Consider the following 21,842-nt stretch of genomic DNA (forward strand, 5'->3'; position numbering starts at 1 on the left):
GCGCTTATAATCGGAATGCAAGAGCAACTCAAACTCTCAGTGGGGGAACAAAAAATGAAGCAAAAAGCAAAGAATCGCCTCATTCCATTCGTGCTGATCGGATCGATGCTTGCCTTGTCCGCTTGCAGCGCCGGATCCAAATCGAACGACAACGCGGCGCCGTCCGCGACGGCCGGCTCCGCTGCATCGGAAGCTGCAACATCGCCTGCGGCGAAAGCGGATCCGCTTGGCAAATACGATCCGCCGATCACCTTGACGGCCGCAGGCGACGATCAAAACGGCCTGAAGCGAGTGGATGGCGACACGCGTGAAATGAACAACTGGACGCGCGGCTATGAAAACGAGCTTGGCATCAAAGTGAGCTACAAGTGGGTCGCGGAAGGCGGGGACATCTCCAGTTCGCCGTTCGCGCAAAAAATGAACATTACGATCGCCTCCGGAGATTTGCCGGATCTGGCGCTGGTCAACAGCTCGCAGCTGAAACAACTCGTGGATGCGGGGCAAATCGAGGATTTGAGCGCCGTATACGACCAGTACGCCAGCGACGTGACCAAACAGACGATGGAACAACAGAACGGAATTGCGTTGAACGCCTCTTCCTTCGACGGCAAATTGTATGCGCTCCCATACACCCTGGGCGACATCGACAATCTGATGATGCTGTACGTACGCATGGATTGGTTGAAAAAGCTGAATTTGCCCGAACCGAAGACGACCGACGACGTCCTTCGAATCGCGGATGCCTTCGCGCACCAGGATCCCGACGGCAACGGGAGCGCGGACACGTTTGGATTCGGCTTGAACAAGTCGTTGGCGGCTCACTTCGGCATAGACGGTTTGGCGAACGGTTATGGCGCCTACCCCGGTATTTGGGTGAAGGACGCTTCGAACAACGTCGTATACGGCAGCGTTCAACCGGAGATGAAATCGGTACTCGGTACGCTGGCGGAAATGTATAAAGCCGGTTCGATCGATCAAGAATTCGGCGTCAAGGATTTCGGCAAAGCCAACGAGGATCTGACGGCCGGCAAAGTCGGGCTCTTCTATTCAAACATGGCAGGCGTGTTTACGATGATGGACCTGATGAAAAGCCAGCCGGACGCAGAATGGAAACCGTTCGCCATCCCGACGGCCGATGGGCAACCGGGACATCCGGGCGTGGACTTTAGCACCCAATCGTTTTACGTGGTTCGCAAAGGCTACAAGCATCCGGAAGCGGCCGTGAAGCTTTTGAATTTCTTTACGGAAAAGCTGTATGGAGCCAGCGCGGCGACTGAAAAACCAAAATATCAGGACGATACCTCGCACTACTTCCAGGATGCGGTTATTAAGGCGGGTTCGATGGACCAGAACTACAAGACGCTCAAAGCGGTCAATCAAGCCCTTACGAACAAGGACCCGTCTGCGCTCGACGCAGGTCAGAAAACGATCTACGAAAACATCGTCAAGTACGACGGTGGAGATAAATCCCAGTGGGTCTGGTCCATGATCTTCGGCCTGCAAGATCCGACGTGGGGCATCGATGCGTACTACCTGGAAAACAACTTGTATAAACCGACGGAATTTTTCGGCGGTACGACGCCGACGATGACGGACAAGTGGGGCACCTTGAGAAAGATGGAATTGGAAGAATTCACGAAAATCATTATGGGCGCGGTCCCATTGGACGACTTCGATCGATTCGTGGCCGATTGGAAGAAGCTTGGCGGGGATCAAATCACGAGCGAAATCGCCGATTGGAAGAAGTCGGTGCAATAAGATGGGCGGAGGGGGGAGATGGCCGGCATCTACCCCCTTTCTAATCCAGTCATACGGAGAGGATTTCGAAGGATGAGAAGCTCGATATTCAAAAGACAGAGGCCGTTATATACGATGTTGTTGCCGGGCGTGCTGCTCGTTTTCATTTTTAGCTACATCCCCATGTTCGGCGTCGTCATCGCTTTTCAGAAGTATTATCCGGCGTTCGGCATTCGGCATTCCCGGTGGATCGGTTGGGACAACTTCCGTTACGTGCTGGATATGCCGGATACCCGGCAAGTGCTTTGGAATACGGTCATCATCGCTTTGTTCAAGATCGTCGCCAATATGATCGTACCGATCGTCGTGGCATTGCTGTTAAACGAAGTCGTCTCGCAAAAATTCAAAAAAACGGTTCAAACCCTGATTTATTTGCCTCATTTTCTGTCCTGGGTCATCCTCGGAGGCATTTTAGTCGATATTCTTTCGCCGTCTCACGGAATCTTGAACCATGTGCTCGGATTTTTTTCCGTCAAACCCGTCTTTTTTCTCGGGGATAATCATTGGTTTCGAACGGTGCTCGTCACATCGGATGTCTGGAAGGAATTCGGCTTCAATACGATCGTTTATCTGGCGGCTTTAACGGCGATTAATCCGACTTTGTACGAGGCCGCCTACGTGGACGGGGCGAACCGATGGAAGCAGACCCTGCACGTGACGCTGCCCGGAATGGCTCCGATTATCGTTTTGATGGCAACGCTCAGCATCGGAAATATTTTAAACGCGGGTTTCGATCAAGTGTTTAACTTATATAGCCCTAGCGTATTCCAGTCTGGAGATATTCTGGACACGATGATCTATCGCATAGGGATGCAGGATGCGCAATTCGGCGTAGCGACGGCCATCGGCGTGTTTAAATCGGCCGTGTCGATCGTCGTCATCTCTGCCGGTTACTGGTGCGCCTATCGGTTGGCCAACTACAGAATTTTCTAAGCGGAGGAACACCTATGCTGATGTTATCGAAAAGTCGGAAAGCGTTTATCGCATTAAACGTCGTTCTTCTGACGCTTGTCTCCCTGCTTTGCGTGACGCCGGTGATTCATATTCTCGCGGTTTCCTTAAGCGCGAGCCCTGCGGCGTCGGCAGGGAGCGTCGGCATCTGGCCGATCGGATTCAATATCGATTCCTATCGTTTCGTGCTTGCCAAGCCGGTGTTCGTGCATTCTTTCGGCGTTTCGCTGGAACGAGTCTTTCTAGGTTTGGCGGTGAATCTGATCCTGACTTGTCTGGTCGCGTACCCGCTCTCCAAGGATGCGGCATCGTTTAGGCATCGAACGTTGTTCGCCTGGTATTTCGTCTTTACGATCCTGTTCAACGGCGGCTTGATACCGACCTACATGACGATCCGCAACTTCGGCATTCTCGATTCGATCTGGGCGCTCGTCCTTCCCGGAGCGGTCCCGGTCTTCAACGTGATTCTCTTGCTGAACTTTTTCAGGGGGATGCCCAAGGAGCTGGAAGAGTCCGCCTTCTTGGACGGCGCGGGCCACTGGCGAATTTTGGGGAGCATCTATTTACCGTTATCTTTGCCGGGCCTTGCGACCGTCGCGTTATTCACGATCGTCGGCCATTGGAATTCCTGGTTCGACGGTATCATCTATATGAGTTCTCCGGATCGTTATCCGCTCGCTTCCTACTTGCAGACCTCCTTGTTGCAGGTGGACCTGAATTCGTTGACGCCGGATAAGCTAAAGCTTCTGGAGACCGTCAACGATCAAACGCAGAAGGCTGCGCAGATCTTCATTTCCGCATTGCCGGTGCTTGCGGCGTACCCGTTCCTGCAGCGTTTCTTCATCAAGGGATTGGTCATGGGAAGCGTAAAAGGCTAGAACGATCGTATGCGTGAGAGGGGAGCATGGAGAATGCGAATCGAGCACCAGCAAATCAAGCTGCAATACGGAGATCGCAACGGCGATTTATGGCCCATTGCTTATTATGCGGAGGATCGGAATTCGGACGCGCCTCCGCGCCATCCCGGCTTCCAACTGGCAGTCGCCGGTATTCCCTATGGGTTTATGGAAGGCGTGCTCTCCGGATCCTCCGAATTGCCCGCGCAAATGAAGCTCGTTCGGCACGAGGCGACGGAACGTTTGATTACTTTCGAGTATTTTCATGAGGCCTTGCGCTTAACGGCTACGGTCGAAATGGAACGGATTCCGCGTGCATCGGTACTGCGCGTGATTACGACCGTTCGCAACAACGGGGAAGAGGCGGTCGTACTTACGCATTTATCTTCTGCTTGTTTGCCCGGAATCGGCGGCGGCGGCATCCGTCCCTGGTTCGACAGGAAGAAGCTGAAGGTACATTACGCGCTGCAAACGTGGAACGGCGAGGGGCAATGGAGAAGCGGAACGTTGGAGGAGCTGGGGTTATATCCGACCTCGACGCATCCGACCGGCTCGTCGATCCATTTCGGCTCCACGGGCAGCTGGAGCACGAGCCGTCACTTGCCGATGACGCTCGTCGAGGATATGGAAACGCGCGAATGCTGGTATGCGCAGATCGAAACATCGAGCATCTGGCATTTGGAGATCGGCCATCACGGCACGACGGAAGCCGGAGGCGTCTATATCCAAGCGGACGGCGCGAGCGAAAGGTTCGGAGGCGCATGGACGCACCGTTTGCGGCCGGGCGAAAGCTTTAGCTCCGTACCGGCGGCGATCGGCTGCTGCAAAGGCGACTTCCAGGATGCGATTCGCGAACTGACGGCATACAGGCGGTCCAGCTTGAAGCCTTCGGATGCTTGGGACGGGGAAAGACCGGTGGTTTACAACGACTACATGAATACGCTCTGGGGAGATCCGACGATCGAGAAGGAGCTGCCCCTGATCGACGCCGCCGCGGAGAGCGGCGCCGACGTATTCTGCATCGATGCGGGCTGGTTCGGCAAGCGCGGCGCTTCGTGGGGATTCGGACTTGGGGATTGGCAGCCGAGCGACGACCGGTTTAACGAGCTCGGGCTGCAAGGTCTCGCTTCGCACATTCGGAGCAAGGGTCTGATTCCCGGCATCTGGCTGGAGATGGAAGTTTGCGGGGAGGGTGCCGCGCTGAGCAAAAATCCGGACGCCTGGTTTCTATGCCGGAACGGCGCCCGGGTCGGCGGCGGCGCCCGCTACTTTCTCGATTTCCGCCATCCGGAAGTGGCCGCGTATATGTTCGAGGTCATCGAGCGCTTGCATGGGATGGGCTTCGGCTACATCAAGAACGATTACAACGCGGATTTGGGGAACGGCGCGGATACGGCCGAAGGCTCCGCCGCGCACGGCTTATTGGAACATACGCGCGCCTTCTACGGATTCATCGACGAAGTTCGCGCCAGGTATCCGAAGCTCATTTTGGAAAACTGCGGTTCGGGCGCGATGCGGCAAGACTACGGGGCGCTAGCCCGTTTCCATGTGCAAAGCACGAGCGACCAGGAGGATTACCGGAAATATCCGTCCATCGCTGTCGGCTCGCTCGCTTCTATCTTGCCGGAGCAAGCAGGCATCTGGGCTTACCCGTATCCGCTGGCGTTCCCCCATATCGGACGCGAACCGAGCATGCTAAGCGACGAGGCATACCTGCAGTCGATGGCCGACGGCGAACAGACGATATTCAATATGGTGAACGGCATGAGCGGCAATCTGTACCTGTCCGGCCACCTGGATCGAGCCGACGCTCGGAATCGCGCGCTGATTCAAGAAGCCGTCGCCTTGTACAAGCAGGAGCGCTCGTTCACGCGCACCGCGCATCCGTATTGGCCCATCGGCATGAACACTTACGGCGACGAAGGAAGATGGACAAGCGTCGGCCTGGTTTCCCCGGACGGAAGCCGGATGCTCCTGTCGGTATGGCGGCTGGATAGCCCGGAGGCTTATCAGGAGCTGCCGCTGGGGCGTTATTTCGCAGGCAAGCAGGCGGAGGTGCGGCAGTTGTATCCAAGCGACGACGCGGATGCGAGAACGTACTACGACGCCTCCAGCGGCGCCCTGACCGTTCATCTGCCGAATCGGTATCAAGCGCGGTATTTTGAGGTTAAGCATACACGAGAATAGATGACCCGCACGCGAAAAACCCAGCCTTGGGCACAACCGGCCTCGATCGCCAAAGATCGAGGCTTTTTGCATTTTAAGCTCGGAGGCTGTGACAGCTGCACGCTCATATGATGCCAGTTGTCATAGGGGGTGACAACATCCGGTGACATTTTTAGTGACGGATCTAGTTGGATCGATACTTACGCGCAGGCTTGGGCGATCGCTATAATATGGCAAACAATGGTGATGAGGAGGCAAAAATGATGTTCAGAAAGCTGATTAAACGGAGTATGCCGCTGCTCTTGGCAGCAGTGCTTGCCGTACAGCCGCTGGTTCCGGCGGGAGCTGCGGACCCTGAACCTTTATCGGGGAACGGGGAAAGCGTAAGTAGCGGTGCCGCGGGATGGAAAGACAGATTGCCCGCATGGGCTTCGGACGAAGTTACGGAGCTGGCGGACGAGGGCATCCTGAGCGGCTATGAAGACGGAACCTTCCGGCCGGACAGGGCTGTAACCCGGGCGGAATTCACTGTGATGCTGAACCGGCTGGCTGCCAAGCTGCCGCAGGTTGGGAACATTCAAACGCGGGAAGTGGTTTTCACGGATGTCAAGGATCAATGGTATGCGGAGGAAGTGAACAAGGCGGTTCAGCTGGGACTGGTGGAAGGGGATGCGAATGGCGCATTCCGTCCACAGGCGCTCTTGAACCGCCAGGAAACGGCTGTCATGCTGGGACGGCTGATCGGCCGGAAGGCGGAGCGAGAGGCTGAATTCACCGACAGCAGCCGGATTCCGATCTGGGCGGCTCCGTCTGTCTCGGCACTTCATGAGGCAGGCATTCTGCAAGGCTATGAAGATGGCGCGTTCCGGGGCGAGAAGCGTCTGACCCGCGCGGAAGCGGCGGTGGCGCTCCATCGCACCTGGAAGCTGCTGAAAGGTCCGGATAAGGCGGCTTCGCTGACAGTTGCGGTCAAGTCGGCGGATGGGCAGCCGATGGCCCATACGCTCGTTCGCGTTCACGCGAAGGGCAAGCGGGCCCAGCTCGCTGCAGGACGGACCGACGCTCAGGGCAGCTATACCCTGCCCGGAGAGTGGAAAAGCGGGGCATACGATATCTATGCGACAGGCGACGGCGTCGCCGGCTTCCGGAGCGTGGATTGGACTCCCGGTACGACGGCCTATGATTTGACCGTAGGCCAGGCGGCCGTGCTGGAGGGCAAGCTGACGGGAGACGACGGCAAGCCGGCGGACGGCGTCGTGCTGGCGTTTACGACGAATCCGACTTATTATGCGATAACGAAAGCCGACGGTTCCTTCACCGCATATGTCGAACCGGAGCGTACATACCGGCTGTCGTACATCGCGGATGAGAGCATCCGTGCGGCGGCTGCGAAGGCGGGGACGACCGAGCCGGAGCTGCTGCAGACGGAGCAGGCGAAGCTGGCGCTCGGTTTACTGGACAGCGAAGCGGCGAAGTCGGAGAGCTGCAAATGTGTCCGTACGGAGGCGCCGGGGGCATACACGGCCCCCAGGGCCGGAGCCAAGTTGGATCTGGGCGCGCTCCGCCTGGACGGAAGGGTGCTTGGCTCCAGCGGCGGCGGAGGCACGGGAGACGGAGGCTCGCAAACGCCGGATCGGACGCCGCCGGCTGTACCGGGCGGACTGAGAGCGGAGCCCGGAGACGGGCAGGTCGCCTTGGCCTGGACGGCGAACGCCGAGAGCGACTTGGCGGGCTATCGGATCTATGGGCGCGAAGAAGGCACAGAGACGTGGAGCATCGAAGCCGATGCGGGCTTGTCCGTATCGTATGCGGTGAGCGGTCTGACGAACGGCAAGGCCTACGGTTTCGCGGTAGCGGCCTACGACAAGAACGGCAATGCGTCCGCAAAGTCGGAGATTGTCCGGGCGAAGCCTGAAGCGGGCGGTCCGCCGCCGGACGTGACGCCGCCCGCGGTACCGGGCGGACTGAGAACGGAGTCCGGAGACGGGAAGGTCATCCTGACCTGGGATCCGAGCTCAGAGGACGATCAGGCCGGCTACCGGATCTACTGGCGCGTGTCCGATGGTGCGGCATGGAGCGAATCCGACAAACCCGGACGCGAGAGCGGATATTCGATTACCGGACTGACGAACGGAACTACGTATGATTTTGCCGTGAGCGCCTATGATGCGAGCGGCAACGAGTCGTCCAAGTCCCAGATAAGACGCGAGACGCCGCGGAACGACCAGACGCCCGATAGGGAACCCCCGGCCGTGCCAAGCGGCCTGAAGGCGGAGCCTGGCGTTCGGAAAATTCAGCTGAGCTGGTCGGCGAACACGGAGGCGGATCTGGACAGCTATCGGATCTACAGCCGCGTGGAGGGGAGCCAGACCTGGAACGGAGGCGTCGACGTCGGTTTGGAGACGACATATACGGTGCTCGACGTCTGGCATGACCGGACGTACGAGTTCGCCATCGCGGCGTACGACACGAGCGGCAACAGTTCTCACATGTCGGCGATCGTCAGCGCGACGCCGCTTGAAGAAGAGCAGCCGGACACGACGCCGCCGGCCGTGCCTGCCGGGCTGGCTGCCGTTGCGGGAGACGGCAGGATCGCGCTGAACTGGACGGCGAACGAGGAGACCGATCTGGCCGGCTACCGGGTGTACGTCCGGGCGGCAGGGGCAAGCTCTTGGGGAGCGGCGCTGGAGGCCGGAAAAACCACTTCTTACACGGCGACCGGTCTGACGGGCGGCATCGCCTATGAGCTGGCCGTCGCGGCCTATGACGAGAGCGGCAACGAGTCGGCCAAATCAAGCGCGGTGCAAGCGACGCCGACCGGCGGAGGCGGGGGCAACCTGCCGCCCGATCCGGGCAGCGTAGCGTCGGAGCTGCCGGCCTCGGGCCAAGCGAGCTTCCAGGAGATGACGGACTTCCTGTACACGGGAGCGAACCCGATCCAGACGGGCGTGCAGCCGGGCGCGATCGAAGCGGAGCGCGCAGGCGTGCTGAGAGGTCGCGTGCTGGATACGGCCCAGGCGCCGGTCGGCGGCGTACGCATCACGGTGCTGGATCATCCGGAATGGGGGCAGACGCTGAGCCGGGCGGACGGGATGTTCGACCTGGCCGTGAACGGCGACGGCATTTGGACGCTGCAATACGAAAAGGACGGGTATATGACCGTGCAGCGGAAAAAGCAGGCGACGCCGGGAGACTACGAGCATCTGGAAGATGTCGTGCTGACGGCGTACGACAGCAAGGTGACGCAGGTGCAGTTGGAGGACAGCACGGAAATCCAGGCAGCGCAAGGTACGCCGGTAACGGATGAGGACGGAACCCGTCAGTCGACGGTGCTGTTCCCGGCGGGGACAAAGGCGACGATGAGGCTGCCGGACGGGACCGAGCAGCCGCTGCCGAGCATCAACTTCCGCTCGACGGAGTATACGGCAGGGCCGGAAGGGCCGAAGGCGATGCCGGGCGAGCTGCCGCCGTACGTGGCATATACGTATGCGGTGGAGCTGTCGGCGGACGAAGCGGTGCAGGCCGGAGCGACGGAGGTGACCTTCGACCGGGAGGTGTACCACTACCTGGACAATTTCATCGGCTTCCCGGTCGGGGAAGCGGTGCCGAATGCCTTCTATGACCGGGAGAAAGGGCGATGGATCGCGGCGCCGAACGGCAAGGTGATCGAGATTGTCTCGGTGAAGAACGGCCTGGCCGCGATCGATGCGGACGGAGACGGAACGGCGGACAGCGCGGAGCAGTTGGCGAAGCTGAACGTTACGGAGGAGGAGCAGCGGAAGCTGGCGGAGCTGTACGAACCGGGGAAGACGCTGTGGCGGGTGCCGATCACGCACTTCACGCCTTACGACCACAACTGGCCGTTCGGGCCTCCGGGGGACGCCGAGTCGCCGCCGGATCAGGAGCCGCGGGAAAAACGGAAAAAGGAAGACGATCCGTGCAAGAAGAAGGGCTCGATCATCGGCTGCCAGAACCAGACGCTGGGGCAGCAGATCCCGATCGCAGGAACACCATACATGCTGAACTACACGAGCGAGCGGGAGGAAGGCTACAAGGCGAAGTCGACGCTGGAGATTCCGGTGAGCGACGGCAAGCCGCTGCCGGATTCGCTGCGGAGGATGAACGTGAGCATCCAGATCGGAGGCAAACTATACCGGGCGAGCTTTGCACCGACACAGAACAAGACGTTTACGTTCGAGTGGGACGGCAAGGACGCTTACGGCCGAGAGCTGACCGGCTCTCATCCTTACACAGTCCGCGTCGATTATGTGTATAAGGCCCAGTATTATCCGTCATCCGGCGAATTCGAGCGCAGCTTCGGCCGTATTTCGGCTGCCCCATCCGCCGTATTCACGGGAATGAGGGAAACCTCTGAAGTCAGTGTAGGCCAGGAATGGCACGGAGCGCTGGAGAGCCCGCGCAACCCGTACGCAGACGCCGGCGTTGCAGGCTGGAGCCTTGACCCGCATCATATCTACGATGAAGGCACGAAAAGGCTGCTGCTGGGAGACGGCACGACGCAGACCAAAACCAGGTCGCTGCGGGGCGAAGTGGACTTCTCGTTCGAAGGATATAACATCGACTACAGTACGATGACAACCGGCATGGACGGGTGGATCTATTATTCCGCAGTCGATTTCTCCAAGCGGAGCAGGGTGATTGTAGGTCTCGATCCGAAAGGGAAAGTCGTCAAGGTGGCGGACGTTCCGCTGTCCAACGGGAGCAAAATTGCGGTTGACGCACAAGGGACGATCTATAGCTACGATAGCGACAAAAACCAGCTGCTTCGCAAATCGAAGGGGCAGACCGATTGGGAGCTGATTGCAGGCACGGGCAGAAGAGGCCCTACAACCTCGCTGCCGGATGGAGAGGATGCCAAGAACGTAGCGCTGCCAGGCCTCTTCGAGCTGGCTGCAAGTATGGACGGCTCAGTCTACTTTACATCTTACCCGACTCGCCCAGGCGACCAAAATCTGGTTCCGTACCGGACCACTCTGTACAAGATCGGTCCGGACGGCATCCTTCAGACGCTTGGGGATCATATGGCGAAAGGCAAGGATAGCGGTCCCGGCGACAAGGCGGGAATCGGCGCGGTGGAGCAGATCAGGATAGGAAGCGACGGCTCTCTGTATATGACCGATACGACTGCGGCTACGTTGTCCGGCGACTATCGCTCTTACACACGGATACGCAAGCTAAGTCCCGACGGCACCTTGTCCCGGGTGGCGGGCGTGCTGCTCGATGAGCCTGGGAGCAAGCCGGCCGCTCATGGTATGAAAGCGACGGAAGCCCAGTTTTTCTTCCTTTCGGATTACTATGTCGGCGGACTAAGCAGGCTTTTCCTGGACGCGCGTGACCGGCTCTATTTCAGGGCAGGAGGCAAGGATGTTTACCGTGTTGCACAAGACGGACTTCTGGAGAAGCTTGAGACTCCGTCGTGGGTCATGGAACAGGCGACGCAGAAGTTCAACCTGATGGCCGTTACCGCTGACGGCGGCTATATTGTTACGGTGATGGACAATCAAAATCAGACCCACAATTTTCTGGTGAGCGAAACTCAACGCCTGCTTGAGGCGCCCGATGAAGGCGGCCAGGTTGTCTACCGGTTCAAGGCCGAGGACAGCATGCATGCCGAGACGACGGATGCCTTGACAGATGCTGTGTTGAATAAGCTGGATTATGACGAAGAAGGCCGTCTGGTACGAATTACCGACCGGAGCGGCAATGAGATGTCGATCGAGCGGGATGACGCCGGCAAGCCGGTGGCGATCATCGGAGCCGGCGGACAACGGACGGAGCTGACGACGGATGCGCTGGGCCGTCTGATTGCGGTGACGAGTCCCGCCGGCGAGACATACCGGATGACGTACGATGCCGGCGGACTGCTGCAAACCTTCGTCAATCCGCTGGAACAGACCAGCAGCTACGCTTATGACGAAGACGGACTGCTGATTCGTGCCGAGAACGGCGCGGGAGGCGTGCAGACGCTGAGCCGCGCGGACACGGACGACGGGACGACCGTCATCTTTACGGATGCGGAGGGTCGTTCGACCGTGTACGAGACGAAACGGATCGAAGGCGGCGTACAGCGCACGGCCACCGATCCAGACGGCGCACGTCTGGTGGCCACGGTGCGTCCTGGCAGCGAACGGATCGAACTTCCGGACGGCAGCGTCATGACGAAGACGATGACGGGCGATCCGCGCTGGGATATGGATGTGCCGGTCATGAAGGAAGCGACGCTTACACAGCCTGACGGGAAGAAGGCGACCTTCAACGAATCCCGCGCGGTGGAGTGGAATGAGGACGGCAGTTTAAAATCGTTGACGCATACGAACAAAACGGGGACGGCCGTAACCGAGGCAAAGTACGAAGCGGCGACACGGCAATGGACCGAGACGGGGCCCGACGGGTTGAAGCAGGTATTCACCTACAATGGAGACGGCCGGATTGTACAGGTGGAATGGCCGGGACAGCAGCTTGCGCCGATCGTGTATGCGTACGATGCGAAGGGAAGGCTCTCCGTGGCAACGCAAGGAGAACAGCTGGCCAAGTATACGTATGACGAGCGGAACCGGCTCACGGCGCTGGAGGATGCGGCAGGACGGACAAGGTCGTTCGCTTATGACGAAGCCGACCGGTTGATCTCCTCCACGACGCCGGGCGGCAAAGTATACGGCAGCTCGTATGACGAGCTGGGTCAGCTGACCGGTCTGACGATGCCGAACGGCACATCTTACCTGCAAAGCTACAATGAGCTGGGCCAGTTTGACGGGGTTGCGTCCGCAGAGGTGCCCGACTGGATCAGTCTGACGCATGGAGCCGGAGGCGTATTGGAGAAGTCGACGATGCGCAGCGGCCGTCAGATCGACTATATCTACGATGCGGCAGGCGGCAAGCGGATCACCGGCATGAACGATGCGGATATCCGCCGCACGTTCGAATACGCCGACAACACGGATCGGGCGAAGAAGCTGGATAGCGTCGGTCTGACCCCCGGATCGCTGCCGCAAATCAATGAGTACGCGTATGTCGGCGATGTGGTGAGCAAGCAGACGATCATGGGTAAGGCCAAAGGCGTTTACGACTATTCGTACGACGTATTGGCCAATCTGACCAGAATCCAGACCTCTGTCACCAGAATGGTCTACGGCGTGTCGCAGACTGCTAACGTGACGACCGATCTGCGCAGGGATGCCGCTAACCGGCTGATCAAGTACGGACCGTTCGCATTCGATCGCAGCGGTCCGAACGGAAGCGTAGCGGGGATGAATGACGGCAAGCTGCAGGTGACGCAGACCTACGACGAGCTGGGCCGTCAGAAGGAGCGGGTCTATACGCTGGGCGGGCGGGAAGTCTATCGTACACGGCCTGTATACGACCTGAGCGGCAATGTCGCGAGCTTGACGGTGACGACGCCGGAAGGAACGGAGACGACCGTTTATACCTTCGATCTTGACGGGCAGCTGACGAATGCGCAGCGCAGCGGTCCGGGAGGCGTGACCGTGGAATCGTATGAATACGATGCGAACAAAAACCGGATCGCCCAGGAGGTAACGGGGGCGGAGCGGACGACGAGCAGCTACGGTCCGTACGATATACTGACGGCTGTGGGCGCAATGGCGTACAGCTTCGACGAAGACGGCTATCTTCGCCAGCGCGGCGGGGATACGTTCAAGTATGGCGCCCGCGGGGAGCTGCTGACTGCGACGGTAAGCGGCGTGACTTACAACTATGCGTACGACGCGCTGGGCAGACAAACGTACCGCGAGGACGGAGCCGGACATTCGATTCAGTATTTTTACGGAGAGCCGACTTCGCTGCAGTTGGTGACCAGCACCGTGAATGAAAACGGGGAGTTGACGAATTACCTGTACGATCAGGACGGCCTGCTGCTCGGACTGGAGCGGAACAACGTCCGCTATTATGTGATCACGGATGGCGTAGGGACGCCGCAGCAGGTGCTGGACGGTCAGGGGAAGGTAATCAAGCGGCTGAAGTATGACAGCTACGGAGCTTTGTTGTCGGATTCGAATCCGGGATTCGCCCTGCCGATCGGGTATGCGGGAGGACTGGAGGACCGGGGAACGGGACTGGTGAGGTTCGGCGCGCGGGACCTGGATACGCTGTCGGGCAGGTGGACGGCGCGCGATCCGATCCTGTTCGAGAGCGGCCAGGCGAATCTGTATGCTTATGTTAACAATAATCCCGTGCAGTACCGCGATCCGTGCGGAACGTTTTGCATCGGAGCTACCGCTTACGATGGAATTGGCGGAGGAGGTCGCGTCTGCGTTACGGATGAAGGCTTTTCCTCTTGTCTGGAGGCAGGCTTTGGCATCGGGAACAGCATGGATATCGCTCCAAGAGAAGGGCTCACCAGCGACGGGTTGTCGCTTGAGGGGACCATTAAAATCGTCAAAGGTCCGCTATCTCTGACGACAGGACTTAAGCTAAAGGACCGGTGGGAAGGCGGCTGCTTGGAACTCTCGCCCATCGGCAAGCTGGACTTTGGTCCGTTTAGAGCGGACCTGACCGACCCGCTGTATAAGTCGGGGGTGAAAGCCAATCCGGATAAAATCGGCAGAGGCAAAAATATTCTCGATCTCTTTAAGCCGAGTACCGCCGAGCTGGCCTTGAAGGCTAAAGGCTGCAAGTCTTATAAGTGGTAAGCCAATAGTACCACCGGTATTGCCGGCGAAAAGCCGCTTCTCTTCCCTGGACGGGGAGGAGAAGCGGCTTTTCCGTTTCATAGCGGCGGCTGCTTTGGGCGCTAACGAAGCATGATTACGCTTCAGGAACTAAAAGGGCTATAGGAACAATTACGACTTTTTGAGTAGATTTTCTTACGCAAAGTGACAATTATCTTATCCTTTCGACAAGTTCTCGTTCACGGTGGAGATTTATTCCCTTATAATAGAAAAATGTATAACCGTGTTTTATCCCCTGACTACTAAACTTTATTTTGAAATGCCGAGGGAGCGTGGCCATGCCCGATATCTTCGCGGTGCGAATAACCGGCCCACTGTCGCCCGAGATCGCGGATCGTCTCGCGTCAGTTCTGCCGCAAGAAACGAGAATTCTGCACGGCCGTTACCGGCTGCAAGCGGACCGTGACCGGAAGCTGCTTGCAGAATCGCTGATCCGGGATTTGCTCCGCACTCGGTTAGGTAGGCAGCTGCGCAGCGCCGTTTTCGCCAGGAACGAATATGGCAAGCCGTACATAAAGGAAGCGCCGGATTTTCATTTTAATTTGTCCCACAGCGGCAATTGGGTCGTGTGTGTCGTTCATGAACGGCCGGCCGGCATCGATGTCGAGCAGCTTCATCCGATCGATATGAATGCGATTGCAAGCCGATATTTTGCAGCTCGGGAGCAAGAGCTGTTGTTCAGTTTGCCTGAAACAGAACGGCTTCGCGGCTTCTATGCGCTGTGGACCTGCAAAGAAAGCTATATGAAAGCGGAAGGGCTTGGCCTGTCGCTGCCGTTGCGCGATTTTTACGTGGTCGTGCAAGGTCGCTCCGCGCATGCGTATCCTGCGTATCCAGGCTCGCTGGCTTCCATGCCCCGCCCGATGCGGCTGTACGGCCTGGACGGCGCCGTCATGGCGGTCTGCGCGGAGGAGGGGGCCCGATTCCCCGATGAGCCTATTTTACTGACCAGCGATGAACTGGTGATTTCATGCTTGCGCGAACGTGATTAAGGAGGATTGCCAGTGAACGATTTAAAAGGATCCGGCGCGATCGCAATTGTCGGCGTAAGCGCGCTGCTGCCCGGATCGACCGACAACCGGGGATTCTGGAACGACATCATGGCGGGCAGGGATCTCATGACCGATATACCGCCTACCCACTGGCTCATCGAGGACTATTACGATCCTACCCCCATGACGCCGGACAAAACCTATGCCAAGCGCGGCGCCTTCCTTCCGCAGGTTCAGTTCGATCCCAAGGAATTCTCTATGCCGCCCAGCAACATTCCCGCTACCGATACGAGCCAGCTTCTCGGCCTGATGGTGGCTAAAAGCGTGCTGGAGGACGCCGCTTCCGGCCAGTTCAGCGCGATCGATAAGGACCGCATCAGCGTCATTCTCGGTACGGCCTCCGCCTCCGAGCTCACCGTCGAGCTCGGCAGCCGCATTCAGCGGCCGGTCTGGGTCAAGGCGCTGCGGGAAAGCGGCGTGCCGGAGGATCAGGTGCAGGCGATCAGCGACCGCATCGCTGCCGAGTACGTCCCCTGGAAGGAAAGCTCCTTCCCGGGCCTGCTCGGGAATGTCATCGCGGGCAGAATCGCCAACCATTTTAACCTCGGCGGCACGAACTGCATCGTGGATGCGGCCTGCGCCAGCTCCCTTACCTCGATCTCGATGGGGGCGATGGAGCTGCTGGCCGGAAAGTCCGATCTCGTTATTACGGGCGGAGTCGATACGCTGAACGATATTTTCATGTTCATGTGCTTCAGCCAGACGCCGGCGCTCTCGCCGACAGGCGATTGCCGCCCGTTCTCGGATCAGGCCGACGGCACGATGCTCGGCGAGGGGCTGTGCATGTTCGCCCTGCGGCGTCTGGAGGACGCCGAGCGGGACGGCAATCAAATCTATGCCGTGCTGCGGGGCTTCGGCACTTCTTCCGACGGCAAGTCCAAAAGCGTGTACGCGCCCGTCTCCAAAGGACAGGCCAAAGCGCTTCGCCGCGCCTACGAAATGGCCGGCTATTCGCCGGCTACCGTAGAGCTCATGGAAGCGCACGGGACCGGGACGAAGGCCGGCGATGCGGCGGAGTTCGCAGGACTGGCCTCGGTATTCGACGACGGCGCAAGAGAAGACCGGCAATGGTGCGCGCTCGGTTCCGTCAAATCGCAGATCGGCCATACGAAAGGAACGGCGGGCGCCGCGGGCTTGTTCAAGGCCGTCATGGCGCTTCGACACAAGGTGCTGCCGCCTACGATCAAGGTGGATCGACCCAATCCGAACCTGGATATCGCTGGCAGTCCCTTTTATTTGAATACAAAAGTCCGGCCCTGGATCAGAGGGGCATCGCATCCGAGAAGGGCGTCGGTCAGCGCCTTCGGCTTCGGGGGAAGCAATTTTCATGTGACCCTGGAGGAGTATAACGGTCCGGGCCGTCAAGCGTGGAAGCTGCGGAGCATGCCGTCCGAGCTGCTGCTTATTAGTGCAAGCTGCCCCGCGTCCTTGCTAGCGCAATGCGAAGAGATGCTGGCCGGCCTGACTGAAGATGACGGACTGCTTCTATATTTGGCTCGTCGGACGCAATCGGATTACGATTCGTTGCTGCCGGCAAGACTGGCGCTCGTGACCGCCGACCTGGGCGGGCTTCGCATGAAGCTCGAGAAGACGATCGCGGCGCTTCGCGGCCATCCGGAGCGGCGGATCGATGACAACGTCGGAATCTATTATGCCTATGACGCGAATCCCGGAGAGGTCGCGATGCTGTTTCCCGGCCAAGGCAGCCAGTATTTGAACATGGGAGCGGAGCTGCTGCTGGCGTTCGACGAAGCCCGGGTCGTGTGGGACAGGGCGGCCGATCTGGAGACGGATGCAAGCGGCAGCCTGCAAGAGACCGTCTATCCGAGGCCCGTCTTTGCCAGAGAAGAGCTCGATGCGCAGCGCGGCCGGCTGCAGGCAACGGAATGGGCGCAGCCGGCGATCGGCGCCATGAGCCTGTCGCTCCTGCAAGTGCTGCGGAAGGCTGGCGTGCAGGCATCGTATGTCGCGGGCCACAGCTTCGGCGAGCTTCCCGCCTTGTACGCAGCGGGCATCCTTGAAGAGAAGGATATGCTGCAGGCGGCGAGAAAGCGCGGCGAGCTTATGGCGGCAGCTGCAGCGGCATCTGCCGGAAGCGGCGCGATGAGCGCAGTGTTCGCCCCCATCGAGCGGGTTCGCGAGCAGATTGCGATGAGCGGCATAGCCGTCACCTGCGCGAACCATAACAGTCCGAGCCAGGTCGTCGTCTCCGGGGAGGCGGGGGAAGTGAGCCGCCTGGAGGAGAAGCTGTCCGCAGACGGCATTTTCTTCAAGCGGCTTCCCGTGTCCACGGCGTTCCATTCGCCGCTCGTCGCTTCCTCCGTTCCCGAATTCCGCGCGTTTTTGGCGAACGCTCCGCTTGGAGAGGGAGGGGCTGTCGTCTTGTCCAATGCGGACGCCAAGCCATTTCCTTCATCGCCGGACGGCCTGCGGGATCGGCTAGCCGAACAAATCGCGCAGCCCGTTCTGTTCGCGGAGACGGTAGAAGAGCTCTATGCGCGAGGCGTCCGTACGTTCATTGAGGTCGGGCCGAGCGCCGTGCTCACCGGGCTGGTCGAGCAGTGCCTTGCGGACAAGGACTTTGTGGCCGTAGCGACCGACCGCAAGGGACAGCACGGCGTCAATGCGTTGTGGCATGCGCTGGGGCGGCTGGCGGCCGCAGGCGTATCGCTCGATCTCGCGTCGTTCTGGGACGATTACAAGCCGGAAGAGGATCCGCGCAGCCGTCCCAAGCCGGCCTTCACGATCCCGATCAGCGGGGTCAATAGCGGTAGGCCTTATCCGCCCGAAGGCGGTACGCCGGCGCTTCCTAAGCCGAATGAGGCAAGCTTGCCTGCCGATGCGGCGGTCGCCGATGCGCCGGTTGCTGCTGCAGTGTTGCCGGCGTCTGAACCGGTTACGGCCATCGTGCATCCGGAGCAGGCGGCTCCGAGCCCGATATTCGCCGATGCAGCCGGACAGCATGCGGCTGCGTCCGGTCAAGCCTTTGAATTCGGCGCGGAAGCCTATCAACAGCAAGCTGTTTCTCATCCGACAATAGCCCCCATTCACGATACTCAGGAGGAAATTACAATGTCTATTTACCCGACCAATATCCAATCCGTGCTGCTTGGCGCGATCACCGAGATGCAGCGCCAGACGGTCGAGGCGCATGCCGCCTATCAACGCGCGATGGCTGACGGGCATGTCGCTTTCTTGCGCACGGTCGAAGTATCGCTGGCCGGACTGAGCGCTTTGGCTGCCGGCGGGTTCGGCGCTTTCGCGGCCATGCCTGAGGCAGCTGCTGCGGCTGCGATTCCCGCTCCCGTGCAGACAACCGTTCCGGCTGCCAGCCCGTATGTGCCTGTACAGGCGGCTCCAGCCTACGTGCCGCCGGCGCCGATCGCGGCAGCACCGCCAGCTTACATGCCGCCAGCGCCGGTCGTGGCAGCACCGCCAGCCTACGTACCGCCGGCACCGGTCGTGGCCGCGCCGCCGGCTTACATGCCGCCAGCGCCGGTCGTGGCAGCACCGCCAGCCTACATGCCGCCGGCGCCGGTCGTGGCAGCACCGCCAGCCTACGTGCCGCCGGCTCCGGCAGTGGCCGCGCCGCCGGCTTATGTGCCGCCAGCTCCGGCAGCTCCAGCTCCGCAAGCTGAGGCAAGCGACGTGCGCTCCGTCATGCTCGAGGTGGTGGCGGAGAAGACGGGCTACCCGGTCGAAATGCTGGACTTCGATATCGAGCTTGAAGCCGGACTCGGGATCGACTCGATCAAGCGCGTCGAGATTTTGTCCGCCGTGCAGGAGCAGCTGCCGGCGCTGCCTGACGTGCAGCCGGGCGAATTGGCGGCACTCAATACGCTTGGCGAGATCGTCGACTATATGAACCGCGCGCTCGGCAAGGGTGGAGAGTCTACGGGAAAAAAGTAGTTATCCATGATCGCAATCGGCCCGCAGTCGCGCGTTACGGGGTGAAGGCCGCCCCTGCACCGGCAGCAGGCTTGGCGATGCCCGGCCTGTGGAACGGCGCGGCCGTTGAGATCATGGATGACGGAAACGGAATTGCTCGGACGCTTGCGGGATACATGCAGGAGGCAGGGGCGCAGGCGCGTGTGGTGACTGCGGTTTCCGCGGAAGCCGACGCCGTCGTATGGCTCGGTGCGCTAAAGACGATAAACACGGATGAAGAAGCGCTCGCGATCAACCGCAGCGCATTCGAGGCAGCCAAGACGGTTGCCGCGAAAATGGCCAAGCAGGGCGGCGTCTTCGTCACGGTGCAGGACACCGGAGGCTCGTTCGGCCTCGCTGAATCGCCGGCTCCCCGCAACGTGTGGACGGCAGGCTTGACGGGACTCGTCAAGACGGCGGCCCGCGAGTGGCCGCAGGCTGCCGTCAAAGCGTTCGATCTCGACCGGACAGGGCTCACGGCGGAGAAGGCGGCAGCGCGTATTTTCCAGGAGCTGGCCGCCGGTGGACCCGAAGTCGAGGTCGGCCTGCAGCGCGGCGGAGGAAGAATGACGCCGGTGCTGGAGCTGGATCCGGCGATGGTCGCGCCTGCAAACGACGCAACCGGCGGCGGTGCGGAAGACCGTGCCGTGCTGCTCGTATCCGGCGGGGCGAGAGGCGTTACGGCTGCAGCGATTGCGGCATTGGCACGAGCTGAGCGCCCGCGCCTCATCCTGCTCGGCAGAACGCCGCTGGAAGAGGAGCCTGCCGTGTGCAGCGGAATTGCCGACGATGCGGGGATGAAGCGCGCGCTGCTCGAACAGGCGAAGGCGGAGGGCGCCGCCATAGGCTTGGCGGAGCTCGGCCGGCGCGTGCAGCGCATTTTAATGAATCGCGAGATTGCCGGCAATCTGCAGACGCTCAGGGCGCTCGGCTCCGAAGTCGTCTATGTGCCGGTCGATGTGCAGGACGCGGAAGCACTGCGGAATGCACTGCAGCCGATCCGCGCAGGGTGGGGGCCGATTACCGGCATCGTGCATGGCGCAGGCGTGCTGGCCGACAAAGCGATCGCGGACAAGACGGTCGAGCAATTCGACTATGTTTTCGATACGAAAGTAGGCGGCCTGCGGGCGCTGCTATCCGTCACGGAGGATGATCCGCTCACGCTGATCTGCCTGTTCTCTTCGGTATCCGCGCGAAGCGGCAATGCCGGGCAGGCGGACTACGCCATGGCGAACGAGGTACTGAACAAGTGCGCCCAGGCGGAAGCGGTCGGGCGCGGCCCCGGCTGCATCGTGAAGTCGATCAACTGGGGGCCATGGGACGGCGGGATGGTCAGTCCGCTGCTCAAGAAGCATTTTGAACAGCGCGGCGTCAACCTGATTCCGATGGAAGAAGGAACCGCCGCTTTCGTGGCCGAGACGGCGGATGCAAGCGGACTTGTGGAGATCGTCATCGGCGGAAGCGTCGGGGACAGGCCGACCTTGATCGAAGGCGCGTCGGAAAAAACATGGACCGCGGAACTGTTTCTGCCGGAGCCGTCGCTCGCGCCATGGCTGAACGACCATCGCATCGGCGGCAGCGCCGTCGTCCCGGCCGCGATGGCCATGGACTGGTTCGTGCGCGCCGCCAGGGCCGCGTATCCGCACCTTGACGTCAAGCGGTGTTCGAACTTGACGGTGAAGAAAGGGATCGTCGTCGAGGCACAGGCCGGCCCACGCAAGCGGCTGACCTTGACGTGCAGCGACCGGACCGACGGCATTGCGCAAGCTTGGCTGAGCTTCGAGCTCGGGGGAGAGGACGGCCGCATTCATTATACGGCTGACGTCGAAATGGGCATGGCGCGGGAAGCGGTCCCCTCGGAGGCACAGCCGCTTCCCCAAGCAGGAGTTGAGGCCTGGGACTGGCAGCTATCCGACGCCTACGATGGCAGCAAGCTTTTTCACGGCCCGGCCTTCCAGGTCATTCGAGAGCTGACGCTAACAGGCAGCGAGGGTGCGGAAGCCACATTCGAGCATGACGCGGCTACGGCTTGGTCGAATCGGGACGGAGGCATCGACCCGGCGATGATCGACGGCGGCTTGCAGCTCGCACGGCTATGGGGCATCCGAATGTTCGGGGAACCGACGCTTCCTACTAAGATCGGGTCGTATACGGCTTACCGGCGCATGCCAAGTAATCAACCTGTCGTCTGCCGAATCCGGAGCGAGCGGCGGGGGAGATACAAGACCGTTACGCAAGTGGCTTGGTTGAATCAACAAGGCGAAGTGGGAGCCGAGCTTCGGGACGTTGAAATGCATATCGTGGCAAGCCAGAAGCAAGCACATGAGTGAGAGGAAGATGGCAGC

8 protein-coding genes are annotated in these 21,842 nt (G+C 60.1%); all 8 read left to right on the top strand.

Features of this window, described 5'->3' with window-relative positions; translation table 11 throughout:
• Positions 1-54 precede the first annotated feature (54 nt).
• The 8 genes from ACFSR7_RS20535 (at position 55) to ACFSR7_RS20570 (ending at position 21,827) form a co-directional block, all read left to right on the top strand.
• A complete protein-coding gene (locus ACFSR7_RS20535; RefSeq protein ID WP_378164827.1) occupies positions 55-1,758 on the top strand; it encodes an extracellular solute-binding protein in 1,704 nt (567 codons plus the stop codon).
• A gap of 72 nt (positions 1,759-1,830) precedes the next feature.
• Complete coding sequence (locus ACFSR7_RS20540; RefSeq protein ID WP_378164829.1) at positions 1,831-2,730, top strand: ABC transporter permease; 900 nt, start codon at positions 1,831-1,833, stop codon at positions 2,728-2,730.
• A 14-nt stretch (positions 2,731-2,744) separates the two neighbouring features.
• A complete protein-coding gene (locus ACFSR7_RS20545; RefSeq protein WP_378164831.1) occupies positions 2,745-3,626 on the top strand; it encodes a carbohydrate ABC transporter permease in 882 nt (293 codons plus the stop codon).
• A gap of 33 nt (positions 3,627-3,659) precedes the next feature.
• Entirely contained in the window at positions 3,660-5,831 is a 2,172-nt protein-coding gene (locus ACFSR7_RS20550; RefSeq protein WP_378164833.1) for a glycoside hydrolase family 36 protein, read from the top strand.
• Between the two features lie 242 nt (positions 5,832-6,073).
• On the top strand, positions 6,074-14,479 hold the full coding sequence (locus ACFSR7_RS20555) for an S-layer homology domain-containing protein (RefSeq protein ID WP_378164835.1): 8,406 nt from the start codon (positions 6,074-6,076) through the stop codon (positions 14,477-14,479).
• A gap of 317 nt (positions 14,480-14,796) precedes the next feature.
• The gene (locus ACFSR7_RS20560; protein ID WP_378164837.1) at positions 14,797-15,510 is read left to right on the top strand and encodes a 4'-phosphopantetheinyl transferase family protein; all 714 of its coding nucleotides are present in this window, start codon (positions 14,797-14,799) and stop codon (positions 15,508-15,510) included.
• A gap of 12 nt (positions 15,511-15,522) precedes the next feature.
• On the top strand, positions 15,523-19,479 hold the full coding sequence (locus ACFSR7_RS20565; protein WP_378164839.1) for a beta-ketoacyl synthase N-terminal-like domain-containing protein: 3,957 nt from the start codon (positions 15,523-15,525) through the stop codon (positions 19,477-19,479).
• A gap of 77 nt (positions 19,480-19,556) precedes the next feature.
• Positions 19,557-21,827 (top strand): SDR family oxidoreductase, encoded by a 2,271-nt coding sequence (locus ACFSR7_RS20570; protein WP_378164841.1) that lies wholly within the window; start codon positions 19,557-19,559, stop codon positions 21,825-21,827.
• Positions 21,828-21,842 lie beyond the last annotated feature (15 nt).

It is taken from the genome of Cohnella sp. GCM10020058 (assembly GCF_042683485.1).
Lineage (GTDB): Bacteria > Bacillota > Bacilli > Paenibacillales > Paenibacillaceae > Cohnella.